Annotated in this window: 18 protein-coding genes and 1 pseudogene; 14 read left to right on the top strand and 5 right to left on the bottom strand. The window is 70.8% G+C overall.

Features of this window, described 5'->3' with window-relative positions; all coding sequences use genetic code 11:
- Positions 1 to 103 precede the first annotated feature (103 nt).
- Positions 104 to 715 carry a DUF4190 domain-containing protein gene (locus IE97_RS0104670; RefSeq protein ID WP_030231482.1) on the top strand — a complete coding sequence of 204 codons (612 nt, stop codon included), beginning with the start codon at positions 104 to 106 and terminating at the stop codon, positions 713 to 715.
- An 81-nt stretch (positions 716 to 796) separates the two neighbouring features.
- On the opposite strand, the gene IE97_RS0104665 is transcribed toward IE97_RS0104670, so the two are convergent.
- A complete protein-coding gene (locus tag IE97_RS0104665) occupies positions 797 to 1,366 on the bottom strand; it encodes an NADAR family protein (RefSeq protein WP_037843989.1) in 570 nt (189 codons plus the stop codon).
- Positions 1,367 to 1,567: 201 nt separating this feature from the next.
- On the opposite strand from IE97_RS0104665, the gene IE97_RS0104660 reads away from it, so the two are divergent.
- The 7 genes from IE97_RS0104660 (at position 1,568) to IE97_RS0104630 (ending at position 9,322) form a co-directional block, all read left to right on the top strand.
- The gene (locus tag IE97_RS0104660) at positions 1,568 to 3,103 is read left to right on the top strand and encodes a gamma-aminobutyraldehyde dehydrogenase (protein WP_030231475.1); all 1,536 of its coding nucleotides are present in this window, start codon (positions 1,568 to 1,570) and stop codon (positions 3,101 to 3,103) included.
- A gap of 55 nt (positions 3,104 to 3,158) precedes the next feature.
- A complete protein-coding gene (locus IE97_RS0104655) occupies positions 3,159 to 4,406 on the top strand; it encodes a polyamine ABC transporter substrate-binding protein (protein ID WP_030231470.1) in 1,248 nt (415 codons plus the stop codon).
- On the top strand, positions 4,403 to 5,575 hold the full coding sequence (locus tag IE97_RS0104650; RefSeq protein WP_030231467.1) for an ABC transporter ATP-binding protein: 1,173 nt from the start codon (positions 4,403 to 4,405) through the stop codon (positions 5,573 to 5,575). Before IE97_RS0104655 ends, IE97_RS0104650 begins: the two co-directional genes overlap by 4 nt.
- Entirely contained in the window at positions 5,575 to 6,504 is a 930-nt protein-coding gene (locus IE97_RS0104645) for an ABC transporter permease (protein WP_030231462.1), read from the top strand. Before IE97_RS0104650 ends, IE97_RS0104645 begins: the two co-directional genes overlap by 1 nt.
- A complete protein-coding gene (locus IE97_RS0104640; RefSeq protein ID WP_030231459.1) occupies positions 6,505 to 7,305 on the top strand; it encodes an ABC transporter permease in 801 nt (266 codons plus the stop codon). It begins immediately after the preceding gene.
- Positions 7,306 to 7,324: 19 nt separating this feature from the next.
- Positions 7,325 to 8,743: an NAD(P)/FAD-dependent oxidoreductase gene (locus IE97_RS0104635; protein WP_030231456.1), complete on the top strand. Its 1,419-nt coding sequence runs from the start codon at positions 7,325 to 7,327 to the stop codon at positions 8,741 to 8,743.
- A 123-nt stretch (positions 8,744 to 8,866) separates the two neighbouring features.
- A complete protein-coding gene (locus IE97_RS0104630; protein WP_030231453.1) occupies positions 8,867 to 9,322 on the top strand; it encodes a hypothetical protein in 456 nt (151 codons plus the stop codon).
- 4 nt (positions 9,323 to 9,326) lie between these two features.
- On the opposite strand, the gene IE97_RS0104625 is transcribed toward IE97_RS0104630, so the two are convergent.
- The 3 genes and pseudogenes from IE97_RS0104625 to gabT form a co-directional block, all read right to left on the bottom strand.
- Entirely contained in the window at positions 9,327 to 10,019 is a 693-nt protein-coding gene (locus IE97_RS0104625; protein WP_030231449.1) for a phosphatase PAP2 family protein, read from the bottom strand.
- Between the two features lie 84 nt (positions 10,020 to 10,103).
- Positions 10,104 to 10,320 (bottom strand): annotated as a pseudogene (locus tag IE97_RS43715) (phosphoesterase); the annotation flags it as partial.
- 110 nt (positions 10,321 to 10,430) lie between these two features.
- Positions 10,431 to 11,765 (bottom strand): 4-aminobutyrate--2-oxoglutarate transaminase, encoded by a 1,335-nt coding sequence (gene gabT / locus IE97_RS0104620; RefSeq protein ID WP_030231448.1) that lies wholly within the window; start codon positions 11,763 to 11,765, stop codon positions 10,431 to 10,433.
- A 253-nt stretch (positions 11,766 to 12,018) separates the two neighbouring features.
- Here gabT and IE97_RS0104615 point away from each other — a divergent pair, with 253 nt between their 5' ends.
- From IE97_RS0104615 to IE97_RS0104605, 3 genes are all read left to right on the top strand, one after another.
- Positions 12,019 to 14,148, top strand: coding sequence for a hypothetical protein (locus tag IE97_RS0104615; protein ID WP_030231447.1), 2,130 nt, complete (start codon positions 12,019 to 12,021; stop codon positions 14,146 to 14,148).
- Between the two features lie 142 nt (positions 14,149 to 14,290).
- Positions 14,291 to 15,964 carry a PucR family transcriptional regulator gene (locus tag IE97_RS0104610; RefSeq protein ID WP_030231446.1) on the top strand — a complete coding sequence of 558 codons (1,674 nt, stop codon included), beginning with the start codon at positions 14,291 to 14,293 and terminating at the stop codon, positions 15,962 to 15,964.
- Positions 15,965 to 16,086: 122 nt separating this feature from the next.
- On the top strand, positions 16,087 to 17,532 hold the full coding sequence (locus tag IE97_RS0104605; RefSeq protein WP_030231445.1) for an aldehyde dehydrogenase family protein: 1,446 nt from the start codon (positions 16,087 to 16,089) through the stop codon (positions 17,530 to 17,532).
- A gap of 97 nt (positions 17,533 to 17,629) precedes the next feature.
- Here IE97_RS0104605 and IE97_RS0104600 read toward each other — a convergent pair whose 3' ends face one another.
- Positions 17,630 to 20,467, bottom strand: a complete 2,838-nt coding sequence (locus tag IE97_RS0104600) for a glycoside hydrolase family 3 C-terminal domain-containing protein (protein ID WP_030231443.1) — start codon at positions 20,465 to 20,467, stop codon at positions 17,630 to 17,632.
- Positions 20,468 to 20,794: 327 nt separating this feature from the next.
- On the opposite strand from IE97_RS0104600, the gene IE97_RS0104595 reads away from it, so the two are divergent.
- From IE97_RS0104595 to IE97_RS0104585, 3 genes are read left to right on the top strand one after another with little or no spacing between them, the layout of a single operon-like run.
- Positions 20,795 to 22,480: an extracellular solute-binding protein gene (locus tag IE97_RS0104595; RefSeq protein ID WP_030231439.1), complete on the top strand. Its 1,686-nt coding sequence runs from the start codon at positions 20,795 to 20,797 to the stop codon at positions 22,478 to 22,480.
- A 27-nt stretch (positions 22,481 to 22,507) separates the two neighbouring features.
- The gene (locus IE97_RS0104590; RefSeq protein WP_030231435.1) at positions 22,508 to 23,542 is read left to right on the top strand and encodes an ABC transporter permease; all 1,035 of its coding nucleotides are present in this window, start codon (positions 22,508 to 22,510) and stop codon (positions 23,540 to 23,542) included.
- Positions 23,539 to 24,474, top strand: a complete 936-nt coding sequence (locus tag IE97_RS0104585) for a carbohydrate ABC transporter permease (protein WP_030231432.1) — start codon at positions 23,539 to 23,541, stop codon at positions 24,472 to 24,474. The genes IE97_RS0104590 and IE97_RS0104585 overlap by 4 nt, the downstream gene beginning before the upstream one ends.
- Positions 24,475 to 24,571: the final 97 nt, after the last annotated feature.

Genomic DNA, 24,571 nt, shown 5'->3' with positions numbered 1-24,571 from the left:
GGGGTGCGAGGAACGGCGCAGGCACCCCCTGCGCACCCGCCCTGTGGTACGCACCGAACCGCCCCGTAGCATGGCGGCACGATCGACCCAGGGGGGATACACCATGACGGACGCGACACATCCGGACGGCGGGGGCCATGACCCGTGGGCACCCCCGGAGAACAAGCCGTCACTGGAGAAGCACCAGCCCCCCACTCAAGGTCCCCCCTCCGTCCACGACCAGGCCACGGTCACGTCGATGCCGAGCGTGGGCTTCACCCCGCCCACCGGCCCCGGAGCCGTCCCGCCTCCGCCTGTCGCCCCCACCGGCCCCGGAGTGACCGGCGGCTACGGTTACCCCGGCTACCCGCAAGGCGGCTACGGCTGGCCCGGCATGCCCCCGGCCCCCCAGAACGGCATGGGCACCGCCGCCATGGTGCTCGGCATCGTCTCCTGCACCCTGTTCTGCCTGTACGGCGTGATCTCCCTGGTCACCGGCATCCTCGCCGTCATCTTCGGCATAAAGGGCCGTAAGCGCGCCGAGGCCGGCGTGGCCACCAACCACGGTCAGGCCCAGGCCGGTCTGATCATGGGCGTCATCGGGATACTCCTCGGAGTCGCGGTGATCGTCCTGATCGCCGTCGGCATCACGGCCGCGATCAACAACGACCAGTCGGACGACGACTCGTACTACGGCGCCCGGGGCCCCGTCGCCGTCGCTCCGTCCCACCACTGAAACAGCCGGCCCGACGCAGCGGACTTGGGCTTCCTGAACGCAACCCGTGGTGCGGGGCCGGTCCGGCGACCGGCCCCGCGCTCATGTCGCGCGCAGCCGCTCCCGCGCCGCCATCAGCGCGAACCCCAGCAGGTTCTGCCCCCGCCACCGCTCCGGATCCGACGCCGCCTCGTCGTCAGCGGCCAGCCCGATGCCCCACACCCGGTCCAGGGGGCTCGCCTCGACCAGGACCCGGTCACCCGTGTTCAGCAGGAACTCCCGCAGCTCCGGATGCGCGGCGAACTTGTGGAGGCTGCCCTCCACGACGATCCGGAACCGCTCCCGCTCCCATATCGCCTCGTCGAAACCGCGCACCAGCCGCCCGGCCCGCTTGGCCTGGGTGGGATGCGTCGCGGCCAGGACGGCACGCTCCGCCGCCGCGTCCTCGAACAGCCTGGCCTTGCCGGCCATCATCCAGTGCTCGGCCGTCGCGTACTCCACGCCGTCCACCGAGAACGGCGCCGGCCACCACTGGCTCAGACAGCTCGCCCCGAGCCGGCCGTCCGGCCTCGGCCGGTGCCCCCAGAAGTGCAGATAATCGATCTTCGCGCCGGCCCGGTCCGCCCTGATCAGAGCGTCCCGGGACCCGACCGCCCCCGTGATCTTCTCCATGCACGCGAGTCTGGCACGCACCACTGACACACCGTCCTGCCTTTTCGCGGCGAAGTCGACACCTGGTCGACAGATTCCGTCGCGTAACCAAAAATCAACAACGGAATCCCTTGTTGGAGTGGCATCCCTCTGTCAGGATCGGCACTCAAATCGAGCCTCAGCCACGCCGGGCCCCGTCGCGGGGACACGGAGGAGAGCGACATGCACAACCCGGGCAACGCCACCCCGGACCGATTCCCGGCCCAGGAGCGCTTCGCGGAGGGCGCGCAGTTCATCGCGGGCCATCCGACCAGGGGCACCTCCGGCCGTACGCACGCGGTCGTCGACCCGGCATCGGGCGAGGAGGTCCTCACCTACGAGCTGGCGGGCACGGCCGACGTCGACCGCGCCGTCGCCGCCGCCCGCGAGGCCTTCCCGGGCTGGGCGGCGACCACCCCCGGCGAGCGTTCCGACGCCCTGCACCGGTTCGCCGCGGTCCTGGCCGACCGGGCCGAGGACTTCGCCCGCGCCGAGTCGCTCCAGTGCGGAAAGCCGCTGAAGCTGTCCCGTGAGTTCGACGTGCCGGGCACCATCGACAACATCGCCTTCTTCGCCGGTGCCGCACGGCATCTCCAGGGGCAGTCCGCCGGTGAGTACTCCGGTGACCACACCTCGTACATCCGGCGCGAGCCCATCGGCGTCGTCGGGTCGATCGCGCCCTGGAACTACCCCCTCCAGATGGCCGCATGGAAGATCCTCCCGGCGATCGCGGCGGGCAACACCATCGTCCTCAAGCCCGCCGAGCTCACCCCGCTGACCTCGCTGCTCTTCGCCCGGGCGGCCACGGACGCCGGGATCCCGGACGGTGTCATCAACATCGTCACCGGCACGGGCAGGGAGGCCGGGGAGCACCTCGTCGGCCACCCGGACGTGGCCATGACCTCCTTCACCGGCTCCACCGCCGTCGGCAGGCGCGTCGCGGAGATCGCCACCGCCACCGTCAAGCGGCTCCACCTGGAGCTCGGCGGCAAGGCGCCCTTCGTGGTCTTCGACGACGCAGACCTCGAGGCCGCCGTCCACGGCGCGGTCGCCGGCGCGCTCATCAACACCGGGCAGGACTGCACGGCCGCCACGCGCGCGTACGTGCAGCGGCCGTTGTACGAGGAATTCGTCGCACGGACCGCCGCACTCATGGAGACCGTCCGGCTCGGCGACCCCTTCGCGGCGGGCACCGACCTCGGGCCGCTGATCTCGCACGCGCAGCGCGACCGGGTCGCCGGTTTCGTCGACCGGGCGCGTTCCTACGCGCGCGTGGTGACCGGCGGCGAGGCACCGGGAGGCGAACTCGCCAAGGGCGCCTACTACCGGCCCACGCTCATCGCCGACGCGGCGCAGGACAGCGAGGTCGTCCAGTCGGAGATCTTCGGGCCGGTCCTGGTCGTGCTGCCCTTCGACACCGACGACGAGGGCCTCGCGCTCGCCAACGACACCCCGTACGGCCTCGCCGCCTCCGCCTGGAGCCGGGACGTCTACCGGGCGAACCGGGCCACCCGGGAGATCAAGGCGGGCTGTGTGTGGGTCAACGACCACATCCCGATCATCAGCGAGATGCCGCACGGCGGCTACCAGGCCTCCGGCTACGGCAAGGACATGTCCGCGTACTCGTTCGAGGAGTACACCCAGATCAAGCACGTCATGTTCGACAACACCGCGGTGGCCGCGAAGGACTGGCACCGCACCGTCTTCGGGGACCGATAGCCGGACCAGGCCGCCCGACCAGCGGCCGCCCACCCTCCGAAAGGGCACCACGCGCATGGAGCAGTACGAGCCCGAACGCCTCTCCCCGGCCCAAGTGGCCGCCATGCGGCGCAGTTTCAAGAACGGCAGGGCCGCCCTCACGCGGCGGTCCCTGCTGCGCGCCTCCGCGGGCGGGGCGCTCGCCGCCGGCGGACTCGGGACGCTGAGCGCCTGCGGCATCCCGGCGGCCGGACAGTCGCAGGGCGGCGTCCCGGCCGAGGACCGCTCGGCCAAGGAGAAGACGGTGAACTTCTCCAACTGGACCGAGTACATGGACGTCGACGACAGCGGCAAGCACCATCCGACGCTGGAGCAGTTCACGAAACGCACCGGCATCAAGGTCAAGTACACCGAGGACATCAACGACAACAACGAGTTCTTCGGCAAGATCAAGCCGCAGCTCGCCGCGGGCCAGGACACCGGCCGCGACCTGATCGTCCTCACCGACTGGCTGGCCGGCCGGCTCATCCGCCTGGGCTGGGTGCAGAAACTCGACCCGAGCAACCTGCCGCACGCCTACGCCAACCTGTCGGCCCAGTTCCGCAGCCCCGACTGGGACCCGGGCCGCGCCTACTCGTACGTCTGGCAGGGCATCTCCACCGTCATCGCGTACAACAAGAAGGCCCTCGACGGCGTCGAGGTGAAGTCCGTGTCCGACCTGCTCGACAACCCCAAGCTCAAGGGACGCGTCGGCTTCCTGTCGGAGATGCGCGACAGCGTCGGCATGACGCTGCTCGACATGGGCAAGGACCCGGCGGACTTCACCGCCGACGACTACGACGCGGCCATCGCGCGCCTCCAGAAGGCCGTCGACAAAGGCCAGATCCGCCGCTTCACCGGCAACGACTACACCTCCGACCTGACCAGCGGCGACTTCGCGGCCTGTGTCGCCTGGGCCGGTGACGTCGTCCAGCTCAAGGCGGACAGCCCCGACATCGACTTCCTCATCCCGGACAGCGGCTACATGACCTCGACCGACAACCTGCTGATCCCCAACAAGGCCCGGCACAAGACGAACGCCGAGCGGCTCATCGACTTCTACTACGAGCCGAAGCCCGCCGCCGAACTCGCCGCGTACATCAACTACGTGTGTCCGGTGGACGGCGTGAAGGCCGAGCTGGAGAAGATCGACGAAGACGCGGCCAACAACCCGCTGATCATCCCCGACAAGGCCATGGCCGCCAAGTCGCACGCCTTCCGCTCGCTGAGCTCGAAGGAAGAGACCGAGTTCGAAGAGAAGTTCGCGAAGCTGACCGGGGCGTGACCACCATGACGATCAAGACAGACCCGTCCGGCGACGTCCGCCTCACGGGCATAGCCAAGACCTACGGCGCCTTCACCGCCGTCCACCCGCTCGACCTGACCGTGCCGCAGGGCTCCTTCTTCGCCCTGCTCGGCGCCTCCGGCTGCGGCAAGACCACCACCCTGCGCATGATCGCCGGGCTGGAGGAGCCCACCCGGGGCACGGTCCACCTCGGCGACCAGGACGTGACCGCGCTGCCGCCCTACAAGCGGCCGGTGAACACGGTCTTCCAGTCCTACGCGCTCTTCCCGCACCTCGACATCTTCGAGAACGTCGCCTTCGGCCTGCGCAGGCGCGGACTGAAGTCGGTGAAGAAGCAGGTCGAGGAGATGCTGGAGCTGGTCCAGCTCGGTGAGCAGGCCCGCAAGAAGCCGCACCAGCTCTCCGGCGGCCAGCAGCAGCGCGTCGCCGTGGCCCGGGCGCTGATCAACCACCCCAAGGTGCTCCTCCTCGACGAGCCGCTCGGCGCCCTCGACCTCAAGCTGCGCCGCCAGATGCAGCTGGAGCTCAAGCGCATCCAGACCGAGGTCGGCATCACCTTCATCCACGTCACGCACGACCAGGAGGAGGCCATGACCATGGCCGACACGGTCGCCGTGATGAACGCGGGCCGCGTCGAGCAGCTCGGCTCACCGGCCGGCCTGTACGAGAACCCGCGCACCACCTTCGTCGCCAACTTCCTCGGCACCTCCAACTTCATCGAGGCCGAGGTCGACTCGAGGAGCGGCGACGAGATCGTGCTGAAGGCGGGCGGCGGCAAGCTCGTCCTGCCCGAGTCGCGGTGTTCGGCCCCCGCCGGCACCGGCGGCAGGGTGCTGGTCGGCGTCCGCCCGGAGAAGATCTCCCTCACCCACGCGGACGACGCCGGCGAGATACCGGCGGGCCGCAACCGCATCACCGGGAAGATCGCCGACTCCAGCTTCATCGGCGTCTCCACGCAGTACGTCGTCGACAGCCCGGTCTGCTCCGACTTCGAGGTCTACGCCCAGAACATCGACCGCGACCCCCGCCTGGTGCCCGGCGCCGAGGTCGTCCTGCACTGGAACCCGGCCCACACCTTCGGGCTCGACGCCGCCCAGTCCGTGTTTGATGGGACAGAGGGCTCCGCCGGAGTGGAAGAGGCGGCCTGATGACGACCCTCACCGAGGCGCCACCGCCGCTCGCGCCGGAAGCGCCCGAGCCGAAGCCCCCGAAACGCAGGGGCCGCTGGACGCCGTACTGGCTGCTGCTCCCGGGCATCCTCTGGCTGCTCGTCTTCTTCGCGCTGCCGATGATCTACCAGGCCTCCACGTCCGTGCAGACGGGCTCCCTGGAGGAGGGCTACAAGGTCACCTGGCACTTCGCCACCTACTGGGACGCGCTGTCCGCCTACTGGCCGCAGTTCGTCCGGTCGGTGCTCTACGCGGGCACCGCCACGATCCTGTGCCTGCTGCTCGGCTACCCGCTGGCGTACCTCATCGCCTTCCGCGCGGGCCGATGGCGGAACCTGATCATGATCCTGGTGATCGCGCCGTTCTTCACCAGCTTCCTGATCCGCACCCTGGCCTGGAAGACGATCCTCGCGGACGGCGGCCCGGTCGTCGGCGCCCTCAACACGCTGCACGTCCTGGACGTGACCAGCTGGCTGGGCCTGACCGCCGGTGACCGCGTGCTGGCCACCCCGCTTGCGGTCATCTGCGGCCTGACCTACAACTTCCTGCCGTTCATGATCCTGCCGCTCTACACCTCACTGGAGCGCATCGACGGCCGGCTCCACGAGGCGGCGGGGGACCTGTACGCCCGGCCCTGGACGACGTTCCGCAAGGTCACCTTCCCGCTGTCGATGCCGGGTGTCGTCTCCGGCACGCTGCTGACCTTCATCCCGGCGGCCGGCGACTACGTCAACGCCGACCTGCTCGGCTCCACGGACACCCGCATGGTCGGAAACGTCATCCAGACGCAGTTCCTCAGAGTGCTCGACTACCCGACGGCAGCGGCACTCTCCTTCATCCTCATGGCGGCCATTCTCCTCATGGTCACCCTCTACATCCGCAGGTCCGGGACGGAGGATCTGGTCTAAATGCCCTTCGTCAACTGGCTGAAAAGAAATCTCGTCGTCCTCGCGGGACTGCTGACCCTCGGCTATCTGCTCCTGCCGAACGTCGTCGTCACGGTGTTCTCCTTCAACAAACCGAAGGGGCGCTTCAACTACGAGTGGCAGCGGTTCTCCCTGGACGCCTGGAAGGACCCGTGCGGCGTCTCCGACCTGTGCGGCTCGCTGGCCGTCAGCCTCCAGATCGCCGTCTGGGCGACCCTCGGCGCCACCCTCCTCGGCACGCTCATCGCCTTCGCGCTGGTCCGCTACCGCTTCCGCGCCCGCGGCGCCGTCAACTCGCTGATCTTCCTGCCGATGGCGATGCCGGAGGTCGTCATGGCCGCCTCGCTGCTCACCCTGTTCCTCAACATGGGCGCCCAGCTGGGCTTCTGGACGATCCTCATCGCGCACATCATGTTCTGCCTGAGTTTCGTGGTCACGGCCGTCAAGGCGCGCGTGATGTCGATGGACCCCAGACTGGAGGAGGCGGCGCGGGACCTGTACGCGGGCCCGTTCCAGACCTTCGTCCGGGTCACCCTGCCGATCGTGGCCCCCGGCATCGCGGCGGGCGCGCTGCTCGCCTTCGCCCTCTCCTTCGACGACTTCATCATCACCAACTTCAACGCCGGCTCGACCGTCACCTTCCCCATGTTCGTCTGGGGCTCGGCGCAGCGCGGAACGCCCGTTCAGATCAATGTCATCGGCACGATCATGTTCGTCGTCGCCGTACTGCTCGTCCTGGTTTCCATGGCGGTCGGCAACCGCCGCAACAGACGGCAGGCATAACCCGTAGGGAGTTGAAATCATGGCCCCGAGCGCCATGAACCAGTGGATCCGTTCGCTCTCCGACGCCCAGCCGGTCCCGTACTGGCTGGACGACCCCGGCCGGCCCCGTCCCGAACCCGCCCTCACCACCTCCGAGACCTGCGACCTGCTGGTCGTCGGCGGCGGCTACAGCGGACTGTGGACGGCGCTGATCGCCAAGGAGCGCGATCCGGGGCGGGACGTGGTGCTGGTGGAGGGCCGCGAGGCGGGCTGGGCCGCCTCCGGCCGCAACGGCGGCTTCTGCGCCGCCTCCCTCACCCACGGCCTGCCCAACGGCCTCGCCCGCTGGCCGGACGAGATCCACACGCTCCAGCGGCTGGGCGTCCGCAACCTCGACGAGATCGAGGCCGCCGTCGCCCGGCACTCCATCGACTGCGACTTCGAACGCACCGGCGAGATCGACGTCGCCACCGAGCCGTACCAGGCATGGGAACTGCGCGACTGGCACGAGGAGATGTCCCGCCGGGGCCTGGCCGAGGACGTCGAGTACCTGGACGCCGAGCAGGTACGGGAGCAAGTGAACTCACCCACCTTCCAGGCCGGCCTGTGGGACCGCAGGGGCGTCGCCATGCTGCACCCCGCCAAGCTCGCCTGGGGCCTGAAGCGGGCATGTGTGCGACTGGGCGTCCGCGTCTACGAGCACACCCCCGCCCTGACCCTGAAGCCGTACGGCGCGGGCATGGCCGTACGCACCCCCTACGGCCGGATCCGCGCCCGCCAGGTCGCCCTCGGCACGAACATCTTCCCGAACCTGGTCAGACGGGTCCGCCCCTACACCGTGCCGGTCTACGACTACGCCCTGATGACCGAGCCGCTCAACGCCGCGCAACTGGAGTCGATCGGCTGGAAGAACCGCCAGGGCCTCGGCGACAGCGCCAACCAGTTCCACTACTTCCGCCTGTCCGCCGACCATCGCGTCCTCTGGGGCGGCTACGACGCCATCTACCCCTACGGCGGCCGCGTCCGCGCCGAGTACGACGACCGGCCCGAGACCTACGCCAAGCTCGCCGGGCACTTCTTCACCTGCTTCCCGCAGCTGGAGGGCATCCGCTTCTCGCACGCCTGGGGCGGCGCCATCGACACCTGCTCCCGCTTCTCGGCGTTCTTCGGCACCGCCCACCAGGGCAAGGTGGCCTACGCGGCCGGGTACACCGGGCTCGGGGTCGGCGCCACCCGATTCGGCGCCGACGTGATGCTGGACCTGCTGTCCGGTGAGCGCACGGAGCGGACGGAACTGGAGATGGTCCGCAAGAAGCCCCTGCCCTTCCCGCCCGAGCCCTTCGCCTGGACCGGCATCGCGCTGACCAAGTGGTCCCTGGCCCGAGCGGACGCCCGGGCCGGACGCCGCAACCTGTGGCTGCGCACGATGGACCGGCTGGGGCTGGGCTTCGACAGCTGAACCAGCAGGGGGTGAGCCGGTTCACTCCAACGAGGTGTCCGAACTCGCGTAATGCCGCCGGGAGACCTGCTTCTCCCTCGTGACGCGCCCGCGTCGACGAGAGAGAAGAAGGGGGTCCTCCTCATGACAGGGGCGAAGACGGCGATCGAGTGGCTCGCATCCGTCGCACCCGATCCCGAGGCCTGCCGCCGGGAGTGGGAACGCGACCCGCTCGGGGTCACGCTGCTGCCGGCCGGCAGCGCCTGGGACGTGCTCATCCTGCCCAGCGAACTCGGCTACGCCACGCTCGACGTGCTGACCCGCTTCCTCGGCCGGCCGGGCCCCGTGCTCGTCGACTTCGGCGACGCGCGCATGGGGTTCTTCGTGCCGCCGGGCACCGCGGCCCGCTGGCTCGGCACGGGCATCCGCACGGCGGGCCCCGGCACCTGGATCGTCGTTCCGTATCCCGGCCGTTCCTCACCCGGCGGCGTCCGCTGGCTCGTCCCCCCGGACGGTTCGGACACACTGACGGACCCGGCCCTGCTGGAACTGGCGATGCACGAGGCGGCGGCAGGGCTGGCCACGGAGAACGACCGTTAGGCGGCTACCTCGGTGGCGCGGTGGCCGTCGTCCGTACGAGGAACAGCCACAGGGCGGAGAGCAGCACCGCACACAGACACCAGCTGGCCACCACGTCCAGCGGCCAGTGGTAGCCGCGGCGGACCAGGCCGAAGCTCGTGCCGAGCACCAGGGCGGTGCAGCCGGCGACGAGGGCGCGGCGGGCCAGTGCCGTGCGGAGGAGGGGGAGCAGGAGCAGGGTCGCGCAGCCGTAGGCGACGGCGGCCGTGGCGGTGTGGCCCGAGGGGTAGTAGCCGGTGCCCGGCGGGACGGCCGGAGTTCCCGGGCGGTCCGTGAGGTCCTTCAGCGGGATGACCAGCGCCGGAACCAGGGCGATGAGGAGGATCGCGGCGGCGACGGGCAGCCACCAGCGGGCCGTACGCCGGGTCCGCAGCGCGACGTGTCCGAGGGCGACGGCGAGGACCGGGACGGCGACCTGGACGTTGCCGAGGTCGGCGAGGAGTTCCGAGAAGCGATCGGGCTCGATCAGGACGCGGCTGAGGCGCTCGTCGGCCGCCACGAGCGGACCGTCCACGACCACCTGCCAGGTGATCAGGGCGAAGAGGAGGGCCGGGAGGCCGACCAGGAGGGCCAGGGGGCGCGGGTACGTGGGGGACGCCGACGCTCTTCCGTCCTGCTCGGTGGAGTCGGCGAGATCCTGGTTCCCGGAGTTCGGCATGGGACACAGCTTGGCACGGGCGCGGAGATCCCCTGGTGCGCGACGGCCGGTCCCGCGCGGTCGCCCGAAGAGAAGGAAGAAGGAGGCCGGCCGCCCCGGAACAGGGGGGAGGTTCCGAGGCGGCCGAAAGGACCGGAACGTCGCGCGCCCCGGGGGGTTTGGGGCGGGCGACCGTCCGATCGGTGAGGAGATCCAGAGCCCTTCAGGCTCCGGTGTGCGCGAGGGCACGACCAGGTCGAAGCTGGGGAGGCCCCGGCCTGGTGTCACCCACAGTCCCCTGTGGGCGGGGTGTATCTCTCATCTGGGTAGAACCTACGACAGGGGATGCGCCGAGGACAGGCCGCAGGGCCCCCTGTCATCCACCTCGCACACCTTCTTCACACGCTCTGCCGCTCGCGCGCGGCAGCGGCGTCAAATGCGCGCGAATGCCTCCTCGATGATGTCGAGGCCCTCGTTCAGCAGGTCCTCGCCGATCACCAGCGGAGGCAGGAAGCGGAGCACGTTGCCGTAGGTGCCACAGGTCAGGACCAGCAGGCCCTCGGCGTGGCAGGCCTTGGCGAGCGCGGCGGTCGCCTCCGGGTTCGGCTCCTTCGTCGTGCGGTCCTTGACCAGCTCGATGGCGATCATCGCGCCGCGCCCGCGGACGTCGCCGATGATGTCGAACTTGTCCTGCATAGCGGTCAGGCGCGCCTTCATGACGGCCTCGATGTTCTTGGCCTTGCCGTTGAGGTCGAGCTCCTTCATCGTCTCGATCGACCCCAGCGCGCCGGCGCAGGCGACCGGGTTGCCGCCGTAGGTGCCGCCCAGACCGCCGGCGTGCGCCGCGTCCATGATCTCGGCCCGCCCGGTGACGGCGGCGAGCGGCAGACCACCGGCGATGCCCTTGGCGGTCGTGATCAGATCGGGGACGATCCCCTCGTCCTCACACGCGAACCACTGCCCCGTACGGCAGAAGCCGGACTGGATCTCGTCGGCGACGAAGACGATGCCGTGGTCGGCGGCGAACTGGCGGATGGCCGGCAGGAAGCCCTTGGCCGGCTCGATGAAACCGCCCTCGCCGAGCACCGGCTCGATGATGACCGCGGCGACGTTCTCCGCGCCGACCTGCTTGCTGATCTGGTCGATGGCCTGCGCGGCGGCCTCCGGACCCGCGTTCTCGGCGCCGGTCGGCCAGCGGTAGCCGTACGCCACCGGCACGCGGTACACCTCGGGCGCGAACGGACCGAAGCCGTGCTTGTACGGCATGTTCTTCGCGGTCAGCGCCATCGTCAGGTTGGTGCGCCCGTGGTAGCCGTGGTCGAACACCACGACGGCCTGCCGCTTGGTGTACGCCCGCGCGATCTTCACCGCGTTCTCGACGGCCTCGGCACCCGAGTTGAACAGCGCGCTCTTCTTGGCGTGGTCACCCGGGGTCAGCTCGGCGAGCGCCTCGGCGACCTCGACGTACCCCTCGTACGGCGTGACCATGAAACAGGTGTGGGTGAAGTCGGCCAGCTGCGCCGACGCCCGCCGGACGACGGCCTCGGCGGAGGCACCGACGGAGGTCACGGCGATGCCCGACCCGAAGTCGATGAGCCGGTTCCCGTCGACGTCCTCGATGATCCCGCCACCGGCACGCGCCGTGAACACCGGCAGCACGGACCCCACACCCTGGGCGACGGCGGCGGTACGGCGGGCCTGCAGTTCCTGCGACTTCGGACCGGGAATGGCGGTGACGACGCGACGCTCCTGCGGAAGTGCGGTCATGCGGGGCTCCTGGGGTGGTGCGGATGGTGACGAACGAACGCCTGGCTTCTTTTCTCGCAGGCTAGGGCGGGGGAAGGGGGGCGGGCATGCTCCATGTGGGCGTTGTCGGCCGCGCGGCTTGTCCGGGGTGGACATGGCGGTCTCGTGGGGCTGCTGCCCACGACCCGGCCGTGTAAGCGGTGAACTCCCCAGGAGAGGGCGTTAGATTGGCTCGCTGATGGTGGACGGAGCGGCTGGTCAGGGGGCAAGGGCGATGGACAGCGACGGGACGCAGGAGGCCAGGGGTACGCACGCGCATCCCGTGCCGCGTCCGGCGGGACCTCCGGAGGTGCCCGCGATGCCTCCCGTGCCTCCCCGGGCGCCGGTGGCGCCACCGCCGGACGGGTCGGCCTTCCTCACCTGGCTGCGCGCGCCGCGCCCCGACGCCGCGCCCGGCGTGTGGCGGTTCGGGCACCGGCCGCGGCCCGCGGAGGAGCCCGACGAGATCCCCACCCGGCAACTGCTGAGCGGTGCGCTGATCGCCTTCCTGGTGGGATGGCTGATCTGGTCGCTGCTGCAGAACGGGTACCTCGGCAACTGGTGGTGGGTGCCGTTCGACCTGATCGTCCCCGACGCCTGGCGCGGCGGCGACAGCGATCTCGGCGAGACCGGCACGTTCATGGTGTACCGGGGGTACGAGCTGCTCGTCGCCCTGGGGATCATGGTCGGGGTGGCCAGGCTCGGCCGCTGGGGAGAGGTGTGGCGCCGTTTCGTCACTCCCCGCTTCCGCCGGGCGGAGCCCCAGGCCGCGCAGCCGGACCCCCAGGACGACCCGGCCCAGTGGAACGAGCTGCGGGCGGCGGGAGCCGTCGACGCCGCCGAGCGGCTCGCCGTCGAGGCGCACGCCGGGCTGATGCGGGACGTCGACCACGCCCGGATCCTGCGCGCCTGGCAGGGCGTGCGCACCGGACGGCACAGCCTCGCCACCTTCAGCGGTGCCGTGCTCAAGGACGGTGCCGCCGCCTGCCTCCACCCCTCGGGGGAGCGCGACCTGCCGGCCCGGCTGGCCCGGCACGACCTGCTCACCGGGCAGGTACGGCTCGGGACCACCGTGGACGACGCCCGCAACCCGTACGCCTACCGCGGCGCGGGGCTCGCCCTCGGCCCCGACCTGCTCGGCACCTCGCTCGTGGCCGTCGGCCCCGCCGGCTCCGGCAAGACCGGCACCGTCGTCCGGCCCATCGCCGAATCCCTCTGCCTGCACGCCCTGGCCGGACGCGCCGCCGTGGTCGTCGTCGGGGGCGCCGGGGCGGGGATCGGGCCGGCCGACGCGTACGACGTCGTCGTGCGGATCGGGAACCAGGAGTCCGAGTACGACCTCGATCTGTACGGCGGGACCACCGACCCGGACGAGGCCGCGGCCGTGCTCGCCGAGGCGCTCGTCGGGGATCTCGCCGATCCGCACCCGGGAAGCGACAGCAGGCGTTCGACGACCGTTCTGGCCCAGCTGCTCGGGCCGTTCCGGGCCGTGCACGGGCGTTTTCCGTCCGTACCGGAGCTGCGGCAGCTGCTGGACGGGGCGCCGCAGCCGTTCGCCGCCCTGCGGCAGGGGCTGCACGACGCCGGGCAGGAGTCGCTGCTGCGTGAACTCGACGCCCGCGAGCGGCAGATGGGCCAGCCCGGCGACGTCGGCGGGGTGCTCGCCGACCGCGTGGCGCTGCTGGACCGGCCGGCCTTCGCCTCCTTCTTCGACACCTCCGGGGCCGGCCGGCCCTTCACTCTCAAGGCCCTCGACCACCCCGTGCGGGTGCGGATCGACCTGCCCGAGCGCGGGCACGCCGACGCCTCCCGGATGCTGGCGCGGCTGGTGCTCGCCCAGTTCACGGCGAGTGTCGCGGTGCGTGAGGACCGGTCCCTGTTCGCCTGTCTGGTGATCGACGACGCGACCGGTGTGGTGACGCCCGAGGCGGTCCGCGGCATCCAGCGGCTGCGGTCCGGCAACGCCGGTGTCGTGCTCACCCTGCGGACGCTGGACGACGTCGCCCGGCCGCTGCGCGGTCCGCTGCTCGGCGCCACCGGCTGCCGGATGGCCCTGTCGGGGCTCACCCCGTGGGACGGGCAGGACTTCGCCGAGGTGTGGGGCAAGGAGTGGACCGAGGCCCGCGACGTCACGGACCGGCAGATCATCGCGGAGACGCCCGCGGGCAAGGCCGTGCACATGCTGCGCCGTGTGATCACCGGAAAGGACGCGACCGCGCGGGCGGTGACCGTACGGCAGGTCGAGCGGGAGCGCTGGTCCGCGTCCGAGCTGGCGCACGGGGTGCCGGCCGGGCACGCGGTGCTGTCGCTGACCGATGTGAAGGGCGAGCACGCGCCGCCCCTGCTGGTGGATCTGCGGAGCTGACGGCTTCCGGCCGGTGCGGGTACGCGGGGACCGTACGGTGAGGCAGAATCGTCACAGGTCGTTCATACGTGGCGGCCAAATGAGCACAAAGATCACACAGCTTCACACGGCATCCCAGCCCTGACGCAGACATGAAGGCCTCATGCCCCCGACGCTCGCCTCGCTCGTCCATCACTCCGCGCTGAAACTGACCGTGCGGGCGGGCGAAGACCGCCTCGACGTCCCGGTCCGCTGGGCGCACGTCAGCGAGCTCGCCGACCCCGTCCCCTACATGGAGGGCGGGGAACTGCTGCTGGTCACCGCCCTCAAACTGGACGCCGAGGACCCGGAGGCCATGCGCCGCTACGTCCGCCGGCTGGTCGGAGCGGGTGTGGTCGGGCTCGGCTTCGCCGTGGGCCTCAACTACGAGGAGATCCCGAAGGCGCTCGTCGACGCGGCCGAGGAGGAGGGCCTGCCGCTGCTGGAGGTGCCGCGCCGCACTCCCTTCCTGGCCATAAGCAAGGCCGTGTCCGCCGCGATCGCCGCCGACCAGTACCGGGCCGTCACGGCGGGGTTCGCCGCCCAGCGCGAGCTGACCAGGCAGGCGCAGACGGGCGGACCGGAGGGACTGCTGGCCGCGCTGGCCTCACAGATCGACGGATGGGCGGCGCTGTACGACGCCTCGGGCGCCGTCGTCGCCGCGGCACCGGAATGGGCGGGACGGCGGGCCGCGCGGCTCACCGACGACGTGCAGCGGCTGCGGGAGCGGCCCGCGCCCGCCTCCTCGGTGGTCAGCGGCCCGGAGAACGAGGACCGGGTGGAGTTGCACACCGTCGGCACCGGCAGGCGCCCCCGGGCGGCCCTGGCCGTGGGCACGGCCGCCGCCCCGGGCACCGCCGAGCGCTACGCCGTGCACTCGGCCATCGCGCTGCTGACCCTGACCACGGAACGCTCCCGGTCCCTCCAGGCCGCCGAGCAGCGGGTCGGCACGGCGGTGCTCCGCATGCTGCTGGCCGGGGAGCCGGACCACGCGCGTGCGGTCGCCGGGGACCTGTACGGCGGGCTGCTGGACGCGCCTTTCCGGATGCTGGTGGCGGAGCGGGTGCCGGTGTCGGCGTCGGCCGCGCTGACCCCTACCGAGGTCCGGTCGGGCGCTCCGGCCGCCGACCGGCCGTCGGCCGCCGCGCTGGCCGCGGCCGACACCGGCGGGGACCCCCTCGCGGCGCTCGCCGACGTCATGGAGTCCGCCGCGGCCCGCACCGGTGAGGCCCTCCTGGTCGTGCCCGAGGGGGAGCGGCTGGTGGTGCTGGCCTCCGACGGCGGTGCCGCCGCGGCGGCCTGCGAGGAGTACGCGGCCGCCCTGGAGACCGCCCGGGCGGGCATACGCGAGAAGAGGCCGGGCGGTGAGGAGAGCGGGCTGGTCGTGGGCCTGTCGGCACCGGCCGGTCCCATCGCCGCGTCCTCCGCCTACAAGCAGGCCCAGCAGGCGCTGTCGGTGGCGCGGCGGCGTGGGCGCGTCCTCGTGGAGCACGAGCAGATGGCGGCCGGGTCGGTGCTGCCGCTGCTGGCGGACGACGCGGTGCGGGCGTTCGCCGACGGCATGCTGCGGCCCCTGTACGAGCACGACGCCACGGGCCGCGGCGACCTCGTCGCCTCCCTGCGTGCCTGGCTGTCCCGGCACGGCCAGTGGGACGCGGCCGCGGCCGACCTCGGCGTGCACCGCCACACGCTCCGCTACCGCATGCGGCGCGTCGAGGAGATCCTCGGCCGGTCCCTGGACGACGCCGACGCGCGGATGGAACTCTGGCTGGCCCTCAAGGCGACCAGCTCCGAGTAGCCAAAATGTAGTGTCCCCGCCCTCTGTTGCTACGCCCCGGACAAACGACCTTCGGCCATCCCGCGCCTACCGTTGACCACGTAGCACACGATCACCCCCAACGCCGAAGGGCCGGAACGAACATGACCTCCACCCACGCCTTCTGGCTCGCCGGCCGCCAGGCCACCGGCGAGGACACCTTCGACGTCACCTCCCCGTGGGACGGGCGGCTCGTCGGTCAGGTGAGCGTGCCGACGGACGCGCAGGTCGAGGAGGCCGTGGCCGCCGCGTACGCCGTGCGGGACGAGTTCGCCGCGACGCCGGCACACGTCCGGGCCGCCGCCCTCGACCACGTCAGCAAGCGCCTCGTCGAGCGCACCGAGGAGATCGCGCGGCTGATCTCCGCCGAGAACGGAAAGCCCCTGAAGTGGGCGCGCGGCGAGGTCGGCCGGGCGGTGTCCGTGTTCCGGTTCGCGGCCGAGGAGGCCCGGCGGTTCAACGGGGGCGAGGCGCAGCGCCTCGACACCGACCTCGGCGGTCAGGGCCGGCTCGCCCTCACCCGCCGCTTCCCGAAGGGCGTCGTCCTCGGCATCGCGCCCTTCAACTTCCCGCTGAACCTCTGCGCCCACAAGGTCGCCCCGGCCATCGCCGCCGGCGCCCCGATCATCCTGAAGCCGGCCCCGGCGACCCCGCTGTCCGGCCTGATCATCGGTGACCTGCTCGCCGAGACCGAACTGCCCGCGGGCTCCTGGAGCATCCTGCCGGTCGCCAACGACAGGATGCCCGCCCTCGTGCGGGACGAGCGCCTGCCCGTCATCTCCTTCACCGGCTCCGAGAAGGTCGGCTACGCGATCATGGACTCGGTGCCGCGCAAGCACTGCACCCTGGAGCTGGGCGGCAACGGCGCGGCCGTCGTCCTCGCGGACTGGGCGAGCGACCAGGACCTGGACTGGGCGGCGAACCGCATCGCCACCTTCTCCAACTACCAGGGCGGCCAGTCCTGCATCTCCGTCCAGCGGGTCATCGCCGACGCCTCCGTGTACGACCGCCTGCTGCCGCGCGTCGTCGCCGCCGTCGAGGCCCAGGTCACCGGCGACCCGAGCGACGACGCCACCGACGTCGGCCCGCTGGTCAGCGAGGACGCCGCCCGGCGCGTCGAGACCTGGGTCCAGGAGGCGGTCGACGCCGGCGCCCAGCTGCTCACCGGCGGCAAGCGCGACGGTGCCTCCTACGCGCCGACCGTCCTGGCCGGCGTACCGGCCGACGTGACGATCTCCTGCGAGGAGGTCTTCGGGCCCGTCCTCACCGTGCAGAAGGTGGACGGCGAGGCCGAGGCCTTCGCAGCCGTCAACGACTCCAAGTACGGCCTCCAGGCGGGCGTGTTCACCCACGACCTGCAGACCGCCTTCCGGGCCCACCGGGCGCTCGAGGTCGGCGGTGTGGTCATCGGCGACGTGCCGTCCTACCGCGCCGACCAGATGCCCTACGGCGGCGTCAAGCAGTCCGGCGTGGGCCGCGAGGGCGTGCGGTTCGCGATGGAGGACTACACCTACGAGCGCGTGCTCGTCCTCACGGGCATCACCCTCTAGTACATGGGAACCATTTTCAGGTAGCCTTCATGAAGAGGCCCGGCACCGATGCCTTCCGGTGCCGGGCCTCTTCTGTGCGCCGGCCTGCTCCGGACCCTCAACCGGAGAAGCCGACGTGCGCGAGCCGCAGCGGGCCGCGCAGTCTCAGGTACAGATCGTGCTCGCCGGCCGCGACCAAGGACGCGCCCACGGAGACGTAGTCGTACGTGCCTGCCGTAGGCGCGGCGGGCGACAGCACCGCGAGGACCGGGCCGCCGTCGAGGGACAGCTCGACCGATCCCTCACCGGCCACCTCCACCGTCACATCGGTGATGCCGTGCCCGAAGTCGCAGCGGCGGTAGACCAGTTCGCCCCGGGTCCCGTCCGCCGGTGTCACCGCGTCGCCCGACACCTTCGTGCGGTCGACGATCTCGATGCCGCTCTGCTCGTCGAAGCAGGCCGGGGTCAGGCCGCCCGCGACCACCGGACGGGCCATGGCGGGCTCGCCGTCGAGCGTGACGGTCGTGCGCAGCCGGATGTCCTCGCAGGAGGCGCCGGCCAGCAACTCGTACCCGCCCGGCTGGACCCGCCACCGGTCCTGGACCACGTCCCAGAACGCGAAGGCGCTCACCGGGACCTCGAAGCTCAGGGCGGCGCTCGCGCCCGGGGCGAGGGTGACGCGGCGGTGATCCAGCAGCTCGCGGCGCGGACGGGGCACGGACGGGTCGACGGCCCGGGTGTAGAGCTGGGCGACCTCGTCTGCGGTGACGTCGCCGGTGTTGGTGACGGAGAAGGAGACGTGCAGCGTGCCGCCCTCGGCCCGGGCCGTCAGCTCGCCGTACGAGAACGACGCGTACGACAGGCCGTGCCCGAAGGGGAACAGGGGCGTGCCCTCGAAGTAGAGGTACGTCTGGCGGCCGCCGATCACGTCGTAGTCGAGAAGGCCGGGCAGGTCGGCGTCGTCGGCGTACCAGGTCTGCGGGAGGCGGCCGGCGGGGGAGACGTCGCCGGCCAGCACGCGGGCCAGGGCGGTGCCGGCCGCCTGGCCGCCGTGCGCGGTCCACAGCACGGCCGGGAGGCCGGTCGGGTCGAACGCGTACGGGTAGGCGGAGACCAGCGCCAGCACCGTGGCCGGATTCGCCGCCCGGGCGGCCCTGAGCAGCCGCTCCTGGTGCTCCGGCAGGCGCAGGGTCGTACGGTCCTCGGTCTCGCGGCCGTTGATGTGCGGGTCGTTGCCCGCGACCACCACGACCACGTCGGCCGCGGCGGCGGCCCGCCCCACCGCCTCCTCGCCGCGCTCGGCGACGACCAGCTCGAACACCTCGGGGTCCTCGTCGGCAACCTTCACGCCGTCGGCGGAGACACACACGTGGCGACCGGTTCCCAGGTGCTTCAGGAGGTGCCCGTTCCCGTGCGGTTCCAGACGGAAGGTCTCCTGGACGATCCAGCCGCCCGGCTGGTCGGCGGCGGCGCGGACGCGGCCGTCGTCGGCGACCGACAGGTAGCGGCCGTCGGGCGCGCGCAGGGTCAGCACGCCCTCGCCCCAGTCGACCAGCGCCAGCTCGGTGCCGGCCGCGTCGGTGGTCAGCGGCGGCAGGTCGGTGCGGCCCGTGAGCAGCGCCGGGTCGAGCGCGCCCTCGGCGCCGCGCACCCGCTCGGCGGCGTCCTCGGCCGCGGGCACGTGCAGGAAGACGCCCACGGAGGTCTTCAGCCGGACCCGGTCCACGCCCTCCGCGAACTCCACCCGCTCCGTGCCGAACCGCTCGTACAGGCCCTCCAGCGGTGTCGAGCGGTGGATGAGCGTGCCGCTGTACCAGTCGAGCTTGCACTCGTCGGCGAGCGGCCCCACCACCGCGACCCGGGTGTCCGGGGCGAGCGGCAGCACCCCGTCGTTCTTCAGCAGCACCACCGCCTGCTCGGCCGTCTCCCGCGCCAGGTCCCGGTGCGCCGGGGTGTCGAACTCGCCGGTGGCGCCGTGCGGGTCGTACTCCGGGTCGAACTCGCCGAGCCGGAAGCGGACCGACAGCTGACGTCGTACGGCCGTGTCGAGGTCGGCCTCCTTCAGCAGCCCCCGCTCCAGGGCGCCGCGCAGACGCCCGGTGATCCGCGAGGAGTCCGTGCCGTGGTCGGTGAAGCTGTCGACGCCCGCCAGCAGCGCGGCCGCGGTGGCCTCCTCATGGGTGTCGAAGTAGTGCTCGGAGTCGACCAGGTTGCTCGGCGCGCCCGCGTCCGAGCAGACCAGCAGCTCCTCGTCGGTCCAGGCCCGCAGGTGCTCGCGCAGGTACGGCGAGACGTGGTTGGGGCGGCCGTTGACCAGGTTGTACGCCGGCATCACCCCGGCCACCGCGCCCGCCTCGACGGTCTCGCGGAAGGCCCGCAGGTCGTACTCGTGCAGCACGCGCGGACGCACCGAGCTCGACGTCGTCGACCGGTCGGTCTCGTTGTTGTGGGCCAGCCAGTGCTTCAGCACGGGCGCGGTGCGCCAGTAGGCCGGGTGGTCGCCCCGCAGGCCGTACGTGTAGGCGGTGGCGATCGCCGAGGTGAGCTTCGGGTCCTCGGAGTAACCCTCCTCGTTGCGGCCCCACAGGGGGTGGCGCAGCAGGTTGACCGTCGGCGCCCAGACGTTGAGGCCGACGCGGTCGTCCCGGGCGCGCATCGCGCGGATCTCCTTGGAGACGGCGTCACCGACGCGCCGCACCAGCTCCGGGTTCCAGGTCGCGCCCAGACCGACCGCCTGCGGGAAGACCGTCGCCCGGCCCATCCACGCCACGCCGTGCAGCGCCTCCTGGCCGGTGCGGAAGGCGGCGATGCCGAGCCGTTCGACGGCGGGAGCGTACTGGTGCAGGAAGGAGATCTTCTCGTCGAGGGTGAGCCGCCCCAGCAAGTCGTCGACGCGTTGCGCGAACGGCAGCCGCGGATCGCGGAACGGTTCGGTGGGTGGCGTGTGTGCGGTCACGTGGGGATCCCCTTGCGATGGATCGGCGAGGCGCTTTCGAAGCGCTTCGATGCTGGTTCGGCGACGGGTCGGGTGTCAAGGGACCGGCGCTGTCACTTCAAGCGGTGCACGACGAAAGTCCCTTCTCGTGCCCAGAAGGAAGTTCGGGGACGACTCTTGTGCACCCTGGGGCGTTCACTTAACCTCACAGCAACATCGAAGCGCTTCGACTGCTCAACCCCCGGTACGTGGGTCGAAGGCTCGCTTCGGCTCAGCCAGTTCCACTCGAGACACCGCAGCCGACGGCTCTCCGCCGGGTGTCCTGGTGTGCCATGAAGGGTTGACGCAATGACGCCGAACGCCGCCTCCTCCGGACCGAGCCGGAGATCGTTCCTCGCCTCCACCGCGGTCGCCACCGCAGCGGTGGCCGGTGGGGTGCCGCTGCTCTCCGCCTGCGGCGGGTCGGACGGCGGGTCGCGGGAGGGGACCACGTCGGGCAAGGACGCCAAGAAGATCCTGCCCGCCTATGTGGCCGGCAACGTGGTGAAGCCGGACATCCCGTCCAAGAACGGTTCGGCCATCGGATTCACCAGCAAGCTGGACCTCTCCACCCTGAAGACCTCGGTCTCGAAGAAGCTCGGCAAGGGCGGCAAGGTCACCATCATGTCGCCGTTCTGGGGCTCGCCGCCGAAGCAGAACAACGCCTACTACACGGCGATGAACGACCTGATAGGCGTCGACGTCGTCTGGCAGAACCAGGACGGCAACACCTACGACCAGAAGCTCGGCGCGGTCCTCGCCTCCAGCGACGTACCGGACGTGGTGGTCGTCCCCGGGTGGAACATGGGCGGCAAGATACCCAGCGCCATCATCAGCAAGTTCGCCGACCTCGGCCCCTACCTGTCCGGGGACAAGGTCAAGGAGTACCCGAACCTCGCGGCGATCCCGACCGACGCCTGGCAGCGCGCCATCTTCGGCGGCAAGCTGCGCGGCCTGCCCATGCCGGCGCCGTCCGCCCCCTCCATGGTGCCCCTGTACCGGCAGGACATCTTCGAGAAGGAGGGCTACGAAGTCCCGAAGTCCTGCGACGAGTTCATGACCCTGGCCAAGGAGATCACCAACGCCAGGGCCAGGCGGTGGGCCTGCCTGGACATGAAGTGGACCGCCTTCCAGGCCTTCGGTGTGCTCTCGGGTACGGAGAAGCCGCTCGGCTGGAACCTCGTCGACGGCAAGCTCGTCAACCGCATCGAGACCGAGGAGTTCCTCGAGGCGCTGGAGTGGTCCCGCAAGCTCTTCGCCGCCGGGGTCGTCCACCCCGACTCCAAGATGGGCAAGAACGCCCCGGATCCGGGCCCCAAGTTCGCGGCGGGCGAGTTCCTGATCTACCCCAACAACATCTCCCAGTGGTGGGGCCGCACCGCTGAACAGGCCACTCAGAACCCGGAATTCAAGATCTGGGGCATGGACGTCTGGGGCCACGACGGCGGCAACCCCACCCTGTGGGCCGAACAGCCCGCCGGCATCTTCGCCTTCGTCAACAAGAAGGCCTCCGAGTCGGTCATCCGCGACGTGCTGGCCGTCGCCAACGTCACCGCGGCGCCGTACGGCACCAAGGAGTACATGATGACCAACTACGGCATCGAAGGCACCCACTACACCGTCAAGGACGGCGTCCCCGTCAAGACCGACAAGGGCAACATCGAGGTGATGAACGCCTACATCATGGTCGCGAGCCCCGCCGCGACCCTCGCGCACCCCGACTTCCCCGAGGTCGCCAAGGGCCAGGTCGAGTGGCAGCAGCGCATGGGCGCCTTCGCCAAGAAGTCCACCTTCTGGGGCATGCAGATCACCGAGCCCGCCCGGTACACCAACCTCTCCAACGACGCCGAGCAGCTCGAGGACGACATCGTCCGCGGCCGGAAGAAGATCAGCGACATGCAGCAGTTCGTCTCCGACTGGAAGAACAAGGGCGGCGACAAGCTGCGCGACTGGTACAAGAAGCTTCTCGACGAGAACGGCTCGGCGGCGAGCTGACCAGGCTCTGAGGCAAGGAGAACAGCCGTGTCGCACAGCACGGTGCCTCGGAGCAGCGCCGAGGCCGCACCGCCCGAGAAGAGCGCGGCGGCGTCCGGTGACGCCACCGGTTCCCGGGAGAAGCCACCTGCGGGCAAGCTGAGCCTCCGGCACAGGTTCCGACGCGATCGCGTCCTGGTCCTCATGACCCTGCCGACCGTCCTGCTGGTGCTGGTCTTCAACTACCTGCCCATCCTCGGCAACGTCGTCGCCTTCCAGGACTACGATCCCTACGTCAGCGACAACGGCATCATCTCCATCCTGAACAGCCCCTTCGTGGGCCTGGAGAACTTCCAGCGGATCTTCGAGGACTCGGCCTTCTGGAACGCCGTCGAGAACACGCTGGTGCTGTTTCTCGTCCAGCTCATGCTGTTCTTCCCGATCCCGATCCTGCTCGCGCTGCTCATCAACAGCGTGGTCCGGCCCCGCGTGCGGGCCGTCGCGCAGGCGGTGCTCTACCTGCCGCACTTCTTCTCGTGGGTGCTGGTCATCGCCGTTTTCCAGCAGATGTTCGGCGGCGCGGGGATGCTCTCTCAGCTGCTGCGGCAGAACGGGTACGACGGCATCGACATCATGACCAACCCGGACACCTTCCCCTTCCTGCTCACCGCGGAGAGCGTGTGGAAGGACGCCGGGTGGGGGATCATCGTCTTCCTCGCCGCCCTGGCGTCGGTCAGCCCGGACCTGTACGAGGCCGCCGCGATGGACGGCGCCGGACGCTGGCGGCGCATGTGGCACGTCACGCTGCCCGCCCTGCGCCCGGTGATCGCCCTCCTCCTCGTGCTGCGCGTCGGCGACGCCCTGACCGTCGGGTTCGAGCAGATCCTGCTGCAACGCGACGCCGTCGGACCGGGTGCGGGAGAGGTCCTCGACACCTTCGTGTGGTGGAACGGCGTGCGCAACCAGGACTTCAGCTACGCGGCCGCCGCCGGTCTCATCAAGGGCGTGGTCAGCATCGGCCTGGTCCTCGCCGCGAACAAGGTGGCCCATCTCATGGGCGAGCAGGGGGTGTACAAGAAGTGACCGCCGTCATCGAGAAACCGGCGAACACGCCGCGCCCGTGGGCCGCTCCGCCCCGCCCGGCGTGGGAGGAGGAGCCCTCCAGGGCGGGCCTCGCGGGCAAGGCCATCGCCCTGTCCCTCGCCTGCCTGGCGATCCTCTTCCCGCTGTGGATCGTGGTCGTCACCAGCCTCTCCTCGCGGAAGACCATCGACGAGGCGGGCGGCCTGGTGCTGGTGCCCAAGGGCATCACCTTCATCGCGTACCAGGAACTGCTCAGCGGCGGCCAGGTCACCCGCGCCGCGATCATCAGCGTCCTCGTCACCCTGGTCGGCACACTGTTCTCCATGGCGGTGTCCGTCCTGTGCGCCTACGGCCTCTCCCGCAGCGGGTCCCTCGGCCACCGCTGGATCCTGATGACGCTGCTGGCGACCATGTTCTTCAGTGCCGGCCTCATCCCCACCTATCTGCTCGTGCAGTCCCTCGGCCTGATGGACAGCTACCTCGCGCTGATCCTGCCGAGCGCGGTGAGCGTCTTCAACATCCTGGTGCTGCGCGGCTTCTTCATGGGGATCTCGCAGGAACTCATCGACAGTGCGCGCATCGACGGCGCCGGGGACTTCCGCATCCTCTGGCAGATCGTCATGCCGCTGTCGCGGGCCGTCCTCGCGGTGATCACGCTGTTCTACGCCGTCGGGTACTGGAGTGCCTGGTTCAACGCGTCGATCTACCTGAACGACCAGGACATGATGCCGTTGCAGAACGTCATGATCCAGCTCGTGCAGAAGCAGGAAGCGCCGGTCGGTCTGGGCCAGGCCATCAAGACCGGTCAGTTGTCGGGGCTGGCGGTGCAGATGGCGGTCATGGTGATGGCCTTGTTGCCGGTCGCCGTGCTGTCGCCCTTCGTCCAGCGGCACTTCAAGAAGGGCATGCTGACGGGCGCGGTGAAGGGCTGACGGCTCGCACCGAAAGGGCTGTCCGTCGTCTCCCCTGTGCGGCCTCGCCGTGGCTGATCGCGCACTTCCCCGCGCCCCAGGTTCTTTCCCCCTCCCC

This window comes from Streptomyces sp. NRRL S-455 (genome assembly GCF_000717875.1).
Classification (GTDB): Bacteria; Actinomycetota; Actinomycetes; order Streptomycetales; family Streptomycetaceae; genus Streptomyces.
This window is presented reverse-complemented; position numbering and strand designations above follow the sequence as displayed.